The sequence below is a fragment of the Streptomyces sp. NPDC002044 genome, from assembly GCF_040296725.1.
GTDB classification, from domain to species: Bacteria; Actinomycetota; Actinomycetes; order Streptomycetales; family Streptomycetaceae; genus Streptomyces; species Streptomyces antarcticus.
Map to the genome: position 1 here is coordinate 72,793 of NZ_JBEOXU010000009.1, position 14,677 is coordinate 87,469.

The following is a 14,677-nucleotide window of genomic DNA, read 5'->3' on the forward strand; positions in this document are numbered from 1 at the left end:
CCTTGACGACGAGGAAAGGCAAGACGATCGACGAGGTCGACGAGGTCTGGTCGGGAACCTGGGTCGCGCAGCGGCTCGGCGTGGGCCTGGAAGAGGCTCCGGACACCGGACCGCCGCGGCTGGACGAACTGCTGGGCCTGGCGCTGCGGCGCAACCCCAAACGGGCGCACCTGCTGGTCTCACAGGTGCTCGGCAAGCACGTCCCGCAGTCCCCGCGGACGGTGTACGCCGCCGGGTACGGCCTCGGCGAGCGCGTCCGCGCGCTGCTGGGCGAGGACGCGGCCTCCGCCGTGGTCCTCGGCTACGCCGAAACCGCCACCGGCCTCGGCCACTGCGTCGCCGACGGCCTGGGCCCCGCTCCCTACCTGCACTCCACCCGCCGGCCCGTGCCAGGAGTGGAGCCCGCCGGCGGGTTCGAGGAGGCCCATTCGCACGCCACCTCACACCTGCTGCTGCCCGAGGACCCGGAGCTGCTCGCGGGCAGCGGGCCGCTGGTCCTGGTCGACGACGAGTTCTCCACGGGCAGTACGGTCCTGAACACCATCCGGGACCTGCACGCCCGCCACCCCCGCCGGCACTACGTCGTCGTCGCCCTCGTCGACGTGCGCTCCCCGGCCGACCGCGACCGGCTCACCGCCTTCGCCGCCGAGCTAGGCGCCCGCGTGGACCTGATCGCCCTGGCCTCGGGCACGGTGTCCCTGCCCGAAGGAGTCCTGGCCAGGGGCCAGGCCCTGGTCGAGGAGTACGAGGCGCACGCCGCCTCCGCGGAGCGCGCCGCCGCCCCAGCGGAGCGCGCCGCCGCCTCCGCGGAGCACGCCGCGTCCGCCGCGGGCGCCGGCGGGGAACCCCGCGAGCCCGCTTGGGAGCAGGTCCCGCTGGACTGGCCGGCCGACGTCCCCGACGGCGGCCGGCACGGCTTCACGCCCGCGCACCGCGCCCGGCTGGAGGCCGCCCTCCCCGCCCTCGCCGGGCAGCTCGCGACCGCGCTCGGCACCGAGCCCGGCCGGGTCCTCGTCCTGGGCAACGAGGAGCTGATGTACGCGCCGCTGCGCCTCGCGAAGGCCCTGGAGGACGCGGGGGCGGCCCGCGAGGTCCGCTTCTCGACGACCACCCGCTCGCCCGTCCTCGCCGTGGACGACCCCGGCTACGCCATCCGCACCCGCCTCGTCTTCCCCGCCCACGACGCCCCCGCCGACGGCCCCGGCGACCGGTACGCCTACAACGTCCGCGGCACCGCGGGCGCCGGTTTCGACGCCGTCGTCGCCGTCGTCGACTCCGCCGGGGACACCCCCGCCCTGCGGACGGGGCTCCTGGCGGCCCTCGTCCCGCACACCGGCCGGGTCCTGCTGGCCGTCCTGCCCTCGTACGTACCCGACCGGCAGGAGCCGATCATGTCCGAGCCCCTGCGCGGCCCCGCGTTCTCCTCCTACGCCCCCGAGGACGTCGGCTGGCTGCTCCAGGACTTCTCCGACGTCGAGCTGGAGGCACCGACCGAGGAGCGCGAGGAGGCCATCCAGGCGGGCGGCGCCCACTACGCCGAGTCCCTGCCCGTCGAGTACCAGCCGTCGCCGCAGTACCAGCAGCTCTACCAGAGCGCCCTGAACGACTCCGCCGCCCGCATCGCCCGGGCCGTCGGCACGGTCACCGAGACCGTCCTCGCCGAGCGCTCCCCGTCCCCGGTCCTGGTCTCCCTGGCCCGCGCCGGCACGCCCGTCGGCGTCCTGATGCGCCGCTGGGCCCAGACCCGGCACGGCCTGGACCTCCCGCACTACGCCGTCTCCATCGTCCGCGGCCGCGGCATCGACGCCAACGCGCTGCGCTGGCTCGCCGCCCACCACGACCCGGCCGACATCGTCTTCGTCGACGGCTGGACCGGCAAGGGCGCCATCACCCGCGAGCTGCGCGAGGCCCTCTCCGCGTTCGAGGGCTTCAACCCCGAGATCGTCGTCCTCGCCGACCCCGGCTCCTGCGTGGAGACGTACGGCACCCGCGAGGACTTCCTGATCCCCTCCGCCTGTCTCAATTCCACCGTTTCCGGTCTCATCTCGCGTACGGTTCTCAGGTCCGACCTGGTGGGCCCCGCCGACTTCCACGGCGGGAAGTTCTACCGGGAGCTCGCCGGAGCAGACGTCTCCGTCGACTTCGTCGACACCGTCGCCGCCCGTTTCGACGAGGTGGCCGACGCCGTCGCCGAGGAGGTCAAGGAACTCCTCGCCGCCGACCGGACCCCCACCTGGGAGGGCTGGGCGGCGGTCGAGCGGATCAGCGAGGAGTACGGCATCCACGACGTGAACCTGGTCAAGCCGGGCGTCGGCGAGACCACCCGGGTCCTGCTGCGCCGGGTGCCGTGGAAGATCCTCGCCCAGCGCGGCGCCGGACCCGACCTGGACCACGTACGGCTGCTCGCCGAGCAGCGCGGCGTACCGGTGGAAGAGGTCGACGGCCTGCCCTACACCTGCGTCGGACTCATCCACCCCCGTTTCACGCGCGGCGCCACGGGCGCCGACGGGAAGGCAGTGTCCTCGAAGTGACCCTCCTGATAGCCAGTGACCTCGACCGCACGCTCATCTACTCGGCGGCCGCCCTCGGCCTGACCATGCCCGACCCGGTGGCCCCCCGGCTGCTGTGCGTGGAGGTCCACGAGAGCAAGCCGCTGTCCTACATGACGGAGACGGCGGCGGGTCTGCTGACGGAGCTGACGGCCGACCCGTCCGTGGTCTTCGTCCCGACGACGACGCGGACCCGCAAGCAGTACCAGCGCATCCGCTTCCCCGGCCGCCCCGCCCAGTACGCGATCTGCGCCAACGGCGGCCAGCTGCTGGTCGACGGGGTACCGGACCGCGACTGGCGGCGGCAGGTCACGGCCCGGCTGGCCGCGGAGTGCGCCCCGCTGGACGAGGTCCACGCACACCTCCAGGCCACGGCCGACCCGGCGTGGCTGCGCAAGACGCGGGTGGCCGAGGAACTGTTCGCGTACCTCGTCGTCGAGCGCGCCCTGCTCCCCGACGAGTGGCTGAAGTCCCTGGCGGAGTGGTCGGCCGCCCGCGGCTGGACCGTCTCGCTCCAGGGCCGCAAGATCTACGCCGTGCCGCGCCCGCTGACCAAGAGCGCGGCGATGCACGAGGTGGCCCGCCGCACGGGCGCCACCACCACGCTCGCCGCCGGTGACTCGCTCCTGGACGCGGACCTGCTGCTCGCGGCCGACCGGGGCTGGCGCCCGGGACACGGCGAACTGGCCGACGCGGGCTGGGAGTCGCCGTCCGTGACGTCCCTGACGGAGGCGGGGGTGCTCGCGGGCGAGGCAATCGTGCGCGCGTTCGCCCGCGAGGCCGGGCGACTCGGCAGACTGGGTGCATGACCAAGGGAAACAGCACCAAGATCACTGAAGACCTCTACGGGTACATGCTCGCGCACAACCCCCCGCTGGACGCCGTACAGCGGGGGCTCGTGGCCACGACGTACGAGAAGTTCCCCGACGTCGCCGGAATGCAGTCGGCCGAGGAGCAGGGGCCGCTGCTGGCCTTCCTCGTCCGGCTGACGGGCGCCCGCCACATCGTCGAGATCGGCACCTTCACCGGTTTCTCGGCGCTGTCGATGGCCCAGGCCCTGCCCGCGGACGGCCGCATCATCGCTTGCGACGTCTCGGAGGAGTGGACCCGCTACGGCCGGGAGGCGTGGGAGGCGGCCGGGGTCGCCGACCGCATCGACCTGCGGATCGCCCCGGCGCTCGACACCCTGCGGGCCATGCCGGAGGACGAGCACATCGACCTGGCGTACGTGGACGCGGACAAGCAGAGCCAGATCGCGTACTGGGAGGAGCTCGTGCCGCGGCTGCGTCCGGGCGGCCTGATCGTCACGGACAACACGCTCTATCACGGCACGGTCCTCGACGAGTCGGCCACCGGCGCGGCGGCCGGGGTCCGCGCCTACAACGACCACGTCGCGGCGGACCCGCGCATGGACTCCGTGCTGCTGGCGATCTCCGACGGCCTGACGCTGTCGCGCAAGCGGTAGCGCGGGCGCGGCTCGGGGGACGGGGCCGCCCGGCCACCGGTCGGGCGGTCGCCGACCGGGCGGCCTGTCCCGCGCCCGTGGGACGGCGGCGGGGTCAGCCGCAGCCGCCGCCCCCGCAGCAGCCGCCACCGCCGCCGCTCATGGCCGGGGCGGGGGAGCCGGCGGAACCGGTGGAACCGCCCACGGCGACGGCCGAGAGCAGCTTGACGGTGTCGGAGTGCCCGGCGGGGCAGTCGGCGGGCGCGGACGACTCGGCCATGGGCCGGCTGACCTCGAAGGTGTCTTCACAGGTCCGGCAGCGGAATTCGTAACGGGGCATGCGCACAGGCTAAGCCTCGGGACCCCGTACGGGTATCCCCGAACGGCGCGACACCGCGTCGGCCGCGGCGGAGGGGGTCAACGGGGCCGCCGGGGCCGCGCCGCCGCCCAGGCCCGCACGCGCCCGTTGCTCCCGGGCCGCCTGCTCGGGGTGGCGGGCCCGCCAGTACGGATTGTCGTGCGGCAGGGCGCTGCCCACCCGCCCGTACATCCCGAACCACATCAGCATCACGCCGACGACGAAGCTGAACAGCACGTTGGGAATCTTGAAGGCCAGGAAGTTCAACCCGGTGTCGAGCAGGGCCAGGTTGATGAACCCGCTCGCGATGAACAGCAGGCCCAGGACGATGTTCAGCGTCGAGGCGAAGTTCCCGCCCACGGCCATCCCGTACAACAGCAGCAGTCCCACGAGGATGGACAGGACGCTCAGCGCCCCGTTGGTGTTCAGCGTCAGGACCGTGTCCCCGCCCGTGTCGAAGAAGCCGATCCGGTCGATCAGCCCCAGGATCCCGAACACCACCAGCACCAGCCCGGTCAGCCCGGCCCCGACCCGGTACACCTTGCTCAGCTTGTGATCGACCGGCAGGTGCTCGTCGAACCGGGCACCGACCGGCTTGCGGATACGCGGCGCCGCATGGGAAGCCATACCGCCCTCCTCTGCCTCGGGCCGTACACCACTCCCAGCATCCGCCGCCGGAGGGCCACGGACAACCGGAGCCGCCGGGACACCGCCCCACGCGCGGCGCGAGGGGGCCGTACCCGCAGATCGGGGCTGTCCGGTGGGGACCGGTCCGGTCCGCGGGGCCGGACTGCGGCACCGGTCCGCCGAAGCCGGTACGGGCCGCCGGTCCGGCGGTTCAGCCGTGTCCGAGGTCCTCCCGTATCTCGGACACCACCCGGTTCACCGAGGCCCGCACGGCCTCCATCTCCTGGAGGAACGCCCAGTAGTCCGGGTGCCGTTCCTCCAGCCCGGCCACCGCCCGCTCCACCCGTGCCACCGACTCGTCCAGCGGCGCCGCGTGCCGCGGATCGGGCACGCTCCGGCCCGCCATCGCCAGCCGCTGCGCGTCCCGGATCGCGAACCGGGTACGGTCCACCTCCGCCCGCGGATCGCGCGCCACCGCCTCCAGCCGCGTCAACCGGTCCTGTGCCGCCGACACCGCCTCGTCCACCGCGTCCAGCGAGGCCCGGACCGCCTCGATCGACGCCCCCACGTCCGCCCAGCGCTGTTCATCGCGCGCCCGGCCGGCCTCCGCCAGCCGGTCCTCCGCCTGCTCCACGTCCCGCACGGCCTGGTCCGGCACCTGCTGGAGGTCCTGCCAGCAGGCCGCGCTGAACCGGCGGCGCAGCTCGCTGAGCACCGGGTCCACCCGGTCCGCCCGGTTGCGGAGCGCCTGCGCCCGCGTCCGCAGGCTGACCAGCCGCCGGTCGATCTCGGCGGCCCGTTCCGGCAGCCGGGCCGCCTCCGCGCGCACGCCCTCCGCGTCCCGGAGGACGCGGTCGGCGCGCTGCACCGTCGCCTGCACCCCGTGGAGCGCGGCGCCCTGGTTCAGCATGGTCAGCTCGGGGCCCAGCGCCGCGAGCCGCGCGGCCAGCTCGTCCGCCCGCATGCCCTTGGCCCGTACGGCGTCCAGCGCGTCACTCGCCGCCAGCAGCGCCGCCTTGGCCCGCTCCCGCGCCGGAGCCACCCGGGCCAGCTGCGTCTCCGCCTTGTCCAGCAGCGGCCGCAGCCCCTCCTCGAACCGGTCCAGCTCCGCCCTGACCCGTACGAGCTCCTCGCGGGCCCGGGTCAGCTCCCGGGTCGCCTGCGCGGCGACCGAGACCTCCAGCTCGGGCCGGTCCAGGTCGTGCGCGTCGACCGCCTCGATGTACACGTGGCTGACCTCGTCGATCCGCCGCCCGAGCGCGGCGAACCCCTCGCCGACGTGCCGCGCGGCGGGCGAACCGTCCGCCGCCGCGATCGTCTCCACCGAGATCCGCAGGTCCCGCTGCGCGGTGTCCAGCTCGTAGAAGGCCGCGGCGGCGGCATCCTTGGCCGCCTGCGCATCCGCCCGCCGACTCTCGTCCCGCCCACCGAACCAACGCCGGGATGCCGTCGTCACAATCCCTCTCCCGTACCGCGTCCGCCTTGCCCCGGTCCATTCTCCCCCACCGGAACGGGTTTGCGTGGGGGGTGTGCCCGGCATGTAGGCTGTCCACTCATTCACGGGTGCGTAGCTCAGGGGTAGAGCGCTGCTCTTACAAAGCAGATGTCGGCGGTTCGAAACCGTCCGCGCCCACCAGCGAAGAAGGCCCCCCGCCGATCATGGCGGGGGGCCTTTCGCATCCAGTTCCATACCTATGGGAGCGGCTGGGAGCGGTCGGTGATCCGGGGGCGGACAACGGGACTTGGGAGCTGCGGGGGCGTAGGCCCGCTTCAGGGTGGCGGGGTGTCAGTTGCCGTTGTTCTGAGAGCCGCGATCAGGCAGCGCGAGGGGGTGCCGGCGGCAGGAGGGGCTCATGGTGGTGCCAGATGAGATAGCGGTCCTCGCGCCGCAGCTCTGCGGAGCCCCACTCGATCCGCATGACGCCGCGCTCCATCGAGCAGGCGTACGCCACGATGATCAGACGGAGATCGCGTGGCAGGAGAGCCACGTCCGGATGTACGTGCCCTTCGTCCAGTTCATCCAGGCCGAGATCGAACGCTTGCTGCATCGGTTCTGGGCCGTGGCGTCGGATCAGGTCCGCTCGGAAACCGACGGCTTTCCGCAGCCGTGCCTCAGTGATCGGCACGTCCTTCTTCGCATAGCGGATCGGGTAGATGGCATTGTTGCCGATGAGCATCACCGAGCGGCCCTGCAGTCGGCGTGAGGTCGCTCCTTCGAGCGGCGTGAGACCGGCGGCGAGCGCCTCGTACTGCGCGGCGTGAAGCCCGTGTCCGTACGCTTCCAGGGTTTGGGTGTGCACTCCTTCGTGGGCGTGACGCGCTCGGGCGTGTGCCTCAACGAGGCAGGCCGGGACGGTCTCGGCCAGTTGCAGAGCCACAGGACCGAATGTCGTGGTGGCCCACTGTGTCGCTGAACTCACTATGTGTCGCCCTCTCCCCGCGTGGTCAGAACGCCGACATGCACCTTCCGCACACGGTGTGGGCGGCAGGCGAGGCGCGCAAGGGGGCACTGGAAGCACAAACCGCGCACGGGGCTTGCCTGACTTCATGGATGAGAGCACCGCAGGTGTACCGCGGTGAGGCCGCTGGGTCCGCCCCGTGAGGACAGGAGCCCGGGCGGGGCGCCAGGCGGGGGCCGTTTGGCCGGTCGGCGCCGGACCGGCCGAGGGGCGTGATTCTGGCTAGGCTGAGAGACGGGACCTCGTTCCGCCTGGAGGTGACCAGGATGAGCAGCCGTTGGTTCGGTGACCGCAAGAAGCACAACGAGATCGGCGACCGCGTTGAAGATCTCGAGCAGTCCGCCAAAGACACATGGAACGCCTTGCGTGGCAAGAAGAAGTGCCGCGTGTGCGGTCTGAAGGCCGACTCTTCCGCAGCGTATTGCGGTAATGGGCACGTCCTCTGAACCCTGTTGTGGCAGTTGCCGCCGGCCTCCTGGGCCGTGACCGGCCTGCCGTTCGGGTCAGGGGGTGAGCCAGGCTTTGCGGTGGCGGGCCACCGCGTAGACGAGGTCCAGCTGTTCCGGTGCGAGGCGGCCGGTGAGCGGGCCGAGGGCCGCGACTTCGCGCTCCCGGTACACACGGACCTGAAGCTGCGTCGTCTCCTTGGGGAGGTCCCGGGCGCCCACGAACACGAGGACCGGCTCCACCTCCACCGGGAAGGGGCAGTGACGTTCGAGGATGCCGCGGGCGTGCTTCGCCTCGGCGCGGCTCCTGGCCGGGTAGGGGCGCGGGGGCCGTGGTCGACCTTGACCACGTCGTCGCCGATCCACACCGATCTCCCCCGGACGTTCTTGGTGTTGACGGTGAAGACGCCGCCCGGGCCGACGAGCAGGTGGTCTATGTCGCCGCCGCGGGCGAGGGGGATCGAGTGCAGCACCCTCCATCCCCGGGCGGTGAGCCGGTCGAGTTCGGCGCCCACGATGCGCTCGCCGGCCAGCCCCCTGAACCAGGGGTCCCACTCGGTCTCCCTCCGGAGCACGCGGTCCAGGGCGCGCCTGACGTGCCCCGGACCGCGTGCGAGGCGGCTCCCGCCGCTGAGCGCGGAGGAGCCGTAGGAGCCGGGGGAGTCGGGGGCTTTGCCCGTACGGGCCTGGTCCTCCGGGGGCGGACCGGGAAGCGGGGCCGCGGGGTCGGGGAGGTCCGCCAAGTGCGCCTCGAGGAGGTTAGTGGCCGCCCGGCAGGTTCACGTACAGCCGGTCGTGACCGGACTTGCGCCAGCGAGACACCTTCGGCTCAGCCACGCCGCCCCCTGACATGTCGACCCGATCCCATGGGAACAGCCGGATCGCGCCCCCACAAGACGACCTCCCCGCCGGCGAGGAGCAGGGAGGTCACGGTCCGGGCGGCACGGAGGCCCGGTCGGGTGTGCGCGCGGGGGCCTTCGCGTCAGGGGGGTGGGTCAGGCGTTGGGGCGCTTGCCGTGGTTCGCCTTGTTCTTCCTACGGGCGCGCCGCTTGTTGCCTCGCTTCGCCATGATGCGCATCTCCCTCGAATCCGGGATCTTTCACGACTCCGCCAGTCTAGATTCCGCCCGCCACACCCGCATCAGCGCCGGCGGACCCCACCCGGGCGCACGCCCGTACGGGCCTTGGCCGCGCGGCCCGCGCGTGGGATCGTCGGGAGATGGGCGAGTGGCTCGCGTGGGGCGGGGTGGTCGCGGCCGTTGTCACGGCCTCGGCGTTGCTGGTGCTGCTGCGACGGGCCGCGGGTGCCTCCTTCGAGCGCAGACGCGCCGAGGAACGGGACCGGCTGCTCGCGCGGCTCGCGGCGCCCGCCGCCGCGGCACCCGCCACCGGGCCCGGCCACCCCACGTTCCACGACGTCGGCGGCCCGCCGCACCACCCCGGCGGGCAATTGGGCGACCGGCGGGACGAGTTCACGCCCCTCCTCGTCGAGTACTACGCGTACGGACTGACCCAGGCCCGCAGCAGCTTCGCCACCAGCCAGAGCTTCGCCGCGGCCGGAGCGGCGGTCCTGCTGTCCGGGGTCGGGCTGGCCGTGTGGAAGGCCGAGAACGGCGGCGAGCTCTACCTGGGGATCGTCACCAGCTCCGTCGGCCTGGTCACCACGCTCGCCGGACAGCTCTTCCACCGCCGGGCCGACATCGCACTCAAGCACATGACCGATCAGACCACCGCCCTGCGCGACGACCGACGGGCCGCCGAGTCCACCCAGCAGGCCATCGGCCTCCTCGACGAGGTCGCCGACCCGGAACTGCGCGCCCGGCTCCAGGCCGGCCTGATCCTCAAACTTTCCGGGGCCGAGCTGCCGCGCTAGCGGGATAGTGGAGGTATGTGCCGTTCCATTAAGACCCTGCGCCCGCCCGCCATCCCCGAGAAGGCCACCGAGGAGGAGATCCGCGCCGCAGCACTGCAGTACGTACGGAAGGTGTCCGGCTTCCGCGCACCGGCCGCGCACAACCGCGAGGTGTTCGACGAGGCCGTGGAAGCCGTCGCCGAGGCCACGCGGGCGCTGCTGGACGGGGTGCACGTACGGGGGCAGACCGCCGCCGCGTAACCCGCCCGCCCCTTCCCGCCCGGGCGCCCCGGAGCGGTTCCCGCTTCCGGGGCGGTGCGTGCCGGGCCGGGCGGCCCTCAGACCGAGGCCGCGCGCCGGCGGATCACCCACACGCCCGCGCCGAGTGCGCCCACGACCAGGGCGCCGCCCATGGCGATCTGCGCCGTGCTCATCGAGCCGATGCTGCCGCCCTCGCCGCCGCGTGCGGCGCCCGGGGACACATACAGGTTGGCGATGACGCGCTGACCGCCGGCGCCGCCGCACTCGAAGGTGACGCGGTGGGTGCCCGCGCCGGCGTCGCGGTGGACGGTGGCGTTGCCGAACAGGTTCGTCGCCTCCAGGTTGCCGGGAGTCAGCTGCACCTCGCCGAACGCGGTGGACGTGGCCCGGCCGGTCTTGGTGCCGCAGCCCTCGACGTTGAGCCCGACCCGGCCGCCCGGGGCGACGGTGCTCGGGGAGACGCTGGCGGAGGGCGCGGCGAAGGCGACGGCGGCCGGGGTCGCGACGGCGACGGCGAGCGTCACGGCCGCGACGGCCAGCAGACGGCGCGGGGCGGAGTGGGCGGAGCACCCGGCGTACGCGGAGTACGGGGCGGGCTCGGACTGCGGCGTGGCGTGCGGCGTGGCGGGCATGGAGAGAACTCCTCGGCTCCTCGAAACGGCGCGGCCAGGGCACGGATGTGACGCGGATTCGGTTGCGCACCGTGCTCTGCACGCTAGGAGCCGGGCCCGGAGGCGGCGATCGGGGCCGGGTGAACGGGTGACGCACTACTCCGCCCGGGGGAGCCGATCCACCCGCACGAGCCGATTCACCCGCACGAGCCGATCGCGGCCCGCTACGCCGCTGGGGCCGCCGCGGTCCTCGCCGGGTACGGGCGGCGCACGAGGTACGCGGCCAGGGCGCCGCCGGCGAAGAGCGCGACCAGGGAGACCGCGGTACCGAGCCACTGGGTACCGAGCCACTGCGTACCGAAGTAGCCCAGCGCCACGCTGTACCCCGCCCAGGCCATGCCCGCCAGCACCGACCAGGGCAGGAACTCCATCACCTTGCGGTGCGTCTTGCCCGCGCCCAGCGACACCACCGAGCGGCCCGCCGGGGCGAAGCGGGCGATCACCACCAGGGCGCCGCCGCCCCGGGCCAGTGCCGTCCCCAGGCGGTCGTGCGCCCGGGTCAGCCGACGGGAGCGGGCGATGGCCCGGTCCAGCCGGGCCCCACCGCGCCGGGCCAGCCGGAACGCGGCCATGTCACCCAGCACCGAAGAGGCCGTGGCGATCACCAGCAGGGCCAGGATGTCGGGCACCTCGGCGGTCACCGGCACGGCCACGGGCACCGGACCCGCCGCACCGGCCGCCGCGGCGGCCGCGGCCGCCGTGATCACCAGCACGCCGCTCGGGAGCACCGGCAGGAAGACATCGAGCACGACGGACACCGCCACCACGGCGTAGATCCATGGGCTCGCGGTCAGCGACCCCAGAGTCTCAAACAAGGCGGGACTCCCCAGTCCGGTTGACGTGCAGCGGCATGAAGCGCCGCGACGTCGCGGGGGAGCGGCAGGAGCGGCTTGACAGCCCTACAGGGTACGCCGGGCGCCCAGCCCACGGACGCCCGGGGCCCCCGCCCCCGCAGACCCGCCCCACCGCACCGCCCGCCCGTCCACCTCCCCCCACGCCACCGCACCGCGCCGAACGCCGCGCCCACCCCCCGGCCCGCCACCTCTACGCCGTCTCCGCCCCGGTCAGCTCCCGGTCCAGCACCGTCACCAGCCGGGCACCCTTGCGGTTCCTGTGCGCCTGGTCCAGCCGGAGCCGCGCCGTCCGCCCGGCCAGCGCCAGCGTCATCAGCTGATTCCCGAACCACGGACCACCCGTACGCCGCCAGGTCACCGGCGGCCGCCCCGTCCGCCCGTGCCGGGAGAAGCCACGCCCCAGCCACCGCCCCATCCGCGACCAGCCCAGCCGGAACCCCAACTTCACCGCCGTGTGGATGGAGTTGTGCACCGGCGAACACGTCAGCTGGAACAGCCGCGCCGTACTCGGTATGCGGGGCTCGGCCACATACGCGTGGTGTACATCGCCCGACAACACGCACACCGTCGCCGGCGCCCGCGGCCCCGTCCCCACCTCCTCGATCAGATCGGTCAGCGCCGCGAACGAGGCCGGGAACGCCGGCCAGTGCTCAAGATCGCTGCGGCGGCGCAGATTCTCCCCGATCCGCGCCCAGCGCGGCCCCCGCACCCCGCGGCACAGCGCTGCGTTCCACGCCTCCGCGTCGTGGATCAACGGCGGCATCAGCCACGGCAGCGAGGAACCGATCAGCAGGTGGTCATACCCCCCGTGCCCCGCGAGCGCGTTGTCCCGCAGCCACTGGTGCTCGGTCGGATCGAGCATCGCCCGTCCGTCCTCGGCCAGGACCCGCGCCGCCCGGGTGTCGACCATCAGCAGCCGCGTCCGCCCGAAGTCCCGCCGATAGCTCCAGCGCACCGTCGCCGGATCGTTGTCCGCCAAGGCCGCGAACGCCCGCAGCGGCTCCGTACCGTCCGGGGTGGCGCATATCTGGGCATACAGCCCGTCCCGCTCCAGCTCGGCCGGCGAGAGATTGCCCAGGTGCTGGTACACCCAGTACGACATCAGCCCGCTGAGGATCCGCTCCCGCCACCACGGGGTCGCCCGCATCTCCGCGACCCACGCCTCGCTCGTGTTCCAGTCGTCGATGACGTCGTGGTCGTCGAATATCTGCAGGCTCGGCACGGTCGACAGGAGCCAGCGGATCTCCGGGTCCAGCCAGGACTCGTAGTAGAGCCGGGTGTACTCCTCGTAGTCCGCGACCTGCGCGCCCGGGGCCTCCCGCAGGTCCCGCCGGGCCGCGATCCACGCGCGGGTCTCCCGGGACAGCGCATCGGCGTACACCTGGTCGCCCAACAGCAGCAGAACGTCCGGACGCACCGCCTCCGGGTCGGCGGCCAGCCGCGCCGCGAGCGTGTCGAGCGCGTCCGCGCCGTGCGGCCCGCGCAGCCCGCCGGCCGGCGGCGCGGCCTGTCTGCAGGAGCCGAACGTGACCCGCAGCCCGGGCCCGGGCGCGGACCGGCCCGGGCCCGTCACCGCCGGGGTGCTGATCGTGCTCGGCGGGAAGGAACTGTCGGGCAGCGGCCACACCTGCGCCCCGTCGAGCAGCACCTCGTACGCCGTCGTGGCTCCCGGCGTCAGGCCGGTCACCGGCACCAGTGCGTAGTGGTGCCCCGCCACCTGGAAGGTGCGCGCACGGCCTGTCGACCCGTCGGCGCACCGCACCTCGGCCGTGCACGGGCGGTCGGCCTCGACCCATATCGTGGCCGAACCGCCGGTGTCCCAGTCGACGTGGCGCAGCAGCGGTCCCAGACGCAGTCCGGCCATGGACTCCCCCTCCTTCGTATCCCCTTTGATCACGGTACGACGGGGAAGGGGAGCCACGCCTCCCCCTGACGGGGGAAAGATCGGGTCCGGGGACCGTCCGGCGGGTGGGTCAGCAGCCGTTGAGGACGTTGACCAGGGCCGTCTTCTCGCCGGAGTCCATGCTCAGGGCCCAGTGCTGCTTCACCTGGACCCACATCCGCGCGTACGTACAGCGGTAGGCGGTACGCGACGGCAGCCACTTGCCGGGGTCGAGGTCGCCCTTGGCCTGGTTGACGTTGTCGGTGACCGCTATGAGCTGGGGGCGGGTGAGGTCGTTGGCGAACTGCTGGCGCTTGGACGTGGTCCAGGAGTTGGCGCCGGAACGCCATGCCTCGGCGAGCGGCACCATGTGGTCGATGTCGATGTCGGAGGCCGCGGTCCAGGTGGCCCCGTCGTACTCGGAGTACCAACTGCCGCTCACGGCGGCGCAGGCGGAGTCCTGGACGACGTTCACTCCGTCCCGCTTGAGGACGGTCTCGCGGGTGTTGCAGGTGCCCGAGACGGTGCTCCAGTGCGGGAAGAGGTCACGGCTGTAACCACTGGTGGAGCCCTCGGTCTTGGGCGTGACCGTCGCGAGGTAGGAGCGGGCGGCCGAGGCGCTGATGGGGGTGGGCGGGGCGGCCTGGGCGGCGGGCGCGCTGACGAGGGACGTCAGGGCCGCGAGCGCGGCGGCCGAGGCGAGCACGCCGATTCGACGCGCGTAGACAACAGAGCTGAGTGCCATGAGGGCTCCCTGAGTGCGGGGGGTGTGGCCGTGAGGCCCCGGTGGGGCGTGGCCATGCTTGCGGCGCCGGGTTTCGCTGGAGTGGGCGCCAGGTGACAGCCTGGCGACATGGCCACGTCACATCAAGACGTGCAAAGCACCGTATTTAAACGGAAGTTGTAATTCCGAGCCCTTGGCGGCCGCTGCGACGCGAGGCCCACCGGGCGTTCTGGATCAAGAGCCCATACCGGACAGCCCAGGGCGTCACGCACGTCGCCCCCGCCCCCGGCAAGGCAGCTCTAGCGGCCCATTACGCCGCATTGCCCCATTGCCGCCGAAGGAGTAAGCGCGCCGCTCCCGCACCGGCTTCAAGAGAGCGATGAGGGTGGGGAGCTCAAGACACCGATGAACCGGCCCTGGCACCAAATGACGTCAGCCGCCCACCATTCGGTGGGTGACTGGCCGGGTGCGGCCCGGGTGAGGGTCACCTCCGGAGCGTGGCCCCGTGGCGGCCGGTCCGGCAGCGGCCGCCGAGCAAAGGGCTTCACGA

At 73.2% G+C, this 14,677-nt stretch carries 16 protein-coding genes, 1 tRNA gene and 1 pseudogene; 7 read left to right on the forward strand and 11 right to left on the reverse strand.

The window, feature by feature from the left end:
• Positions 1–2 precede the first annotated feature (2 nt).
• From ABT106_RS04420 to ABT106_RS04430, 3 genes are read left to right on the forward strand one after another with little or no spacing between them, the layout of a single operon-like run.
• Positions 3–2,531: a phosphoribosyltransferase gene (locus ABT106_RS04420; RefSeq protein WP_351272121.1), complete on the forward strand. Its 2,529-nt coding sequence runs from the start codon at positions 3–5 to the stop codon at positions 2,529–2,531.
• Positions 2,528–3,358: an HAD family hydrolase gene (locus ABT106_RS04425; RefSeq protein ID WP_351272124.1), complete on the forward strand. Its 831-nt coding sequence runs from the start codon at positions 2,528–2,530 to the stop codon at positions 3,356–3,358. Before ABT106_RS04420 ends, ABT106_RS04425 begins: the two co-directional genes overlap by 4 nt.
• Entirely contained in the window at positions 3,355–4,014 is a 660-nt protein-coding gene (locus tag ABT106_RS04430) for an O-methyltransferase (protein ID WP_351272127.1), read from the forward strand. The genes ABT106_RS04425 and ABT106_RS04430 overlap by 4 nt, the downstream gene beginning before the upstream one ends.
• Before the next feature lie 94 nt (positions 4,015–4,108).
• Here the strand turns inward: ABT106_RS04430 and ABT106_RS04435 are convergent, their stop codons facing one another.
• The 3 genes from ABT106_RS04435 to ABT106_RS04445 form a co-directional block, all read right to left on the reverse strand.
• Positions 4,109–4,333 carry an FmdB family zinc ribbon protein gene (locus tag ABT106_RS04435; protein WP_351272130.1) on the reverse strand — a complete coding sequence of 75 codons (225 nt, stop codon included), beginning with the start codon at positions 4,331–4,333 and terminating at the stop codon, positions 4,109–4,111.
• Positions 4,334–4,342: 9 nt separating this feature from the next.
• Positions 4,343–4,978 (reverse strand): DUF4383 domain-containing protein, encoded by a 636-nt coding sequence (locus ABT106_RS04440; protein WP_351272133.1) that lies wholly within the window; start codon positions 4,976–4,978, stop codon positions 4,343–4,345.
• 211 nt (positions 4,979–5,189) lie between these two features.
• Complete coding sequence (locus ABT106_RS04445) at positions 5,190–6,518, reverse strand: coiled-coil domain-containing protein (RefSeq protein WP_351272136.1); 1,329 nt, start codon at positions 6,516–6,518, stop codon at positions 5,190–5,192.
• Between the two features lie 21 nt (positions 6,519–6,539).
• Here ABT106_RS04445 and ABT106_RS04450 point away from each other — a divergent pair.
• Positions 6,540–6,614 (forward strand) — tRNA-Val (locus tag ABT106_RS04450).
• A gap of 178 nt (positions 6,615–6,792) precedes the next feature.
• Here the strand turns inward: ABT106_RS04450 and ABT106_RS04455 are convergent.
• The gene (locus ABT106_RS04455) at positions 6,793–7,356 is read right to left on the reverse strand and encodes a hypothetical protein (protein WP_351272139.1); all 564 of its coding nucleotides are present in this window, start codon (positions 7,354–7,356) and stop codon (positions 6,793–6,795) included.
• A gap of 347 nt (positions 7,357–7,703) precedes the next feature.
• Between ABT106_RS04455 and ABT106_RS04460 the strand changes: the two genes are divergently transcribed.
• The gene (locus ABT106_RS04460) at positions 7,704–7,883 is read left to right on the forward strand and encodes a hypothetical protein (protein ID WP_351272177.1); all 180 of its coding nucleotides are present in this window, start codon (positions 7,704–7,706) and stop codon (positions 7,881–7,883) included.
• A gap of 57 nt (positions 7,884–7,940) precedes the next feature.
• Here the strand turns inward: ABT106_RS04460 and ABT106_RS04465 are convergent, their stop codons facing one another.
• The 3 genes and pseudogenes from ABT106_RS04465 to ABT106_RS32115 all read right to left on the reverse strand — a co-directional run bounded on the left by ABT106_RS04465 (position 7,941) and on the right by ABT106_RS32115 (position 8,953).
• Complete coding sequence (locus ABT106_RS04465) at positions 7,941–8,132, reverse strand: hypothetical protein (RefSeq protein WP_351272180.1); 192 nt, start codon at positions 8,130–8,132, stop codon at positions 7,941–7,943.
• A 170-nt stretch (positions 8,133–8,302) separates the two neighbouring features.
• A pseudogene (locus tag ABT106_RS04470) lies at positions 8,303–8,458 on the reverse strand (nuclease-related domain-containing protein); the annotation flags it as partial.
• Positions 8,459–8,878: 420 nt separating this feature from the next.
• Positions 8,879–8,953 carry a 50S ribosomal protein bL37 gene (locus tag ABT106_RS32115; protein WP_383910068.1) on the reverse strand — a complete coding sequence of 25 codons (75 nt, stop codon included), beginning with the start codon at positions 8,951–8,953 and terminating at the stop codon, positions 8,879–8,881.
• Positions 8,954–9,102: 149 nt separating this feature from the next.
• Between ABT106_RS32115 and ABT106_RS04475 the strand changes: the two genes are divergently transcribed.
• Both ABT106_RS04475 and ABT106_RS04480 read left to right on the forward strand, forming a co-directional pair.
• Positions 9,103–9,756, forward strand: a complete 654-nt coding sequence (locus ABT106_RS04475) for a TRADD-N-associated membrane domain-containing protein (RefSeq protein ID WP_351272142.1) — start codon at positions 9,103–9,105, stop codon at positions 9,754–9,756.
• A gap of 15 nt (positions 9,757–9,771) precedes the next feature.
• Positions 9,772–9,996, forward strand: a complete 225-nt coding sequence (locus tag ABT106_RS04480) for a DUF2277 domain-containing protein (RefSeq protein WP_351272144.1) — start codon at positions 9,772–9,774, stop codon at positions 9,994–9,996.
• Between the two features lie 77 nt (positions 9,997–10,073).
• Here the strand turns inward: ABT106_RS04480 and ABT106_RS04485 are convergent, their stop codons facing one another.
• The 4 genes from ABT106_RS04485 to ABT106_RS04500 form a co-directional block, all read right to left on the reverse strand.
• A complete protein-coding gene (locus ABT106_RS04485; RefSeq protein WP_351272147.1) occupies positions 10,074–10,628 on the reverse strand; it encodes a hypothetical protein in 555 nt (184 codons plus the stop codon).
• A 203-nt stretch (positions 10,629–10,831) separates the two neighbouring features.
• On the reverse strand, positions 10,832–11,482 hold the full coding sequence (locus ABT106_RS04490) for a DedA family protein (protein WP_351272150.1): 651 nt from the start codon (positions 11,480–11,482) through the stop codon (positions 10,832–10,834).
• Positions 11,483–11,711: 229 nt separating this feature from the next.
• Positions 11,712–13,385 (reverse strand): alkaline phosphatase D family protein, encoded by a 1,674-nt coding sequence (locus ABT106_RS04495; RefSeq protein WP_351272153.1) that lies wholly within the window; start codon positions 13,383–13,385, stop codon positions 11,712–11,714.
• Positions 13,386–13,494: 109 nt separating this feature from the next.
• The gene (locus tag ABT106_RS04500; RefSeq protein WP_351272155.1) at positions 13,495–14,148 is read right to left on the reverse strand and encodes an HNH endonuclease family protein; all 654 of its coding nucleotides are present in this window, start codon (positions 14,146–14,148) and stop codon (positions 13,495–13,497) included.
• Positions 14,149–14,677: the final 529 nt, after the last annotated feature.

Excerpts from the sequence above, each read along its gene's own strand:
- ABT106_RS04430 (WP_351272127.1), top strand. The coding sequence starts at position 3,355 with ATGACCAAGGGAAACAGCACCAAGATCACTGAAGACCTCTACGGGTAC.
- ABT106_RS04435 (WP_351272130.1), bottom strand. The coding sequence starts at position 4,333 with ATGCCCCGTTACGAATTCCGCTGCCGGACCTGTGAAGACACCTTCGAG.
- ABT106_RS04440 (WP_351272133.1), bottom strand. The coding sequence starts at position 4,978 with ATGGCTTCCCATGCGGCGCCGCGTATCCGCAAGCCGGTCGGTGCCCGG.
- ABT106_RS04445 (WP_351272136.1), bottom strand. The coding sequence starts at position 6,518 with ATGCCGGGCACACCCCCCACGCAAACCCGTTCCGGTGGGGGAGAATGG.
- ABT106_RS04460 (WP_351272177.1), top strand. The coding sequence starts at position 7,704 with ATGAGCAGCCGTTGGTTCGGTGACCGCAAGAAGCACAACGAGATCGGC.
- ABT106_RS04475 (WP_351272142.1), top strand. The coding sequence starts at position 9,103 with ATGGGCGAGTGGCTCGCGTGGGGCGGGGTGGTCGCGGCCGTTGTCACG.
- ABT106_RS04480 (WP_351272144.1), top strand. The coding sequence starts at position 9,772 with ATGTGCCGTTCCATTAAGACCCTGCGCCCGCCCGCCATCCCCGAGAAG.
- ABT106_RS04485 (WP_351272147.1), bottom strand. The coding sequence starts at position 10,628 with ATGCCCGCCACGCCGCACGCCACGCCGCAGTCCGAGCCCGCCCCGTAC.
- ABT106_RS04495 (WP_351272153.1), bottom strand. The coding sequence starts at position 13,385 with ATGGCCGGACTGCGTCTGGGACCGCTGCTGCGCCACGTCGACTGGGAC.
- ABT106_RS04500 (WP_351272155.1), bottom strand. The coding sequence starts at position 14,148 with ATGGCACTCAGCTCTGTTGTCTACGCGCGTCGAATCGGCGTGCTCGCC.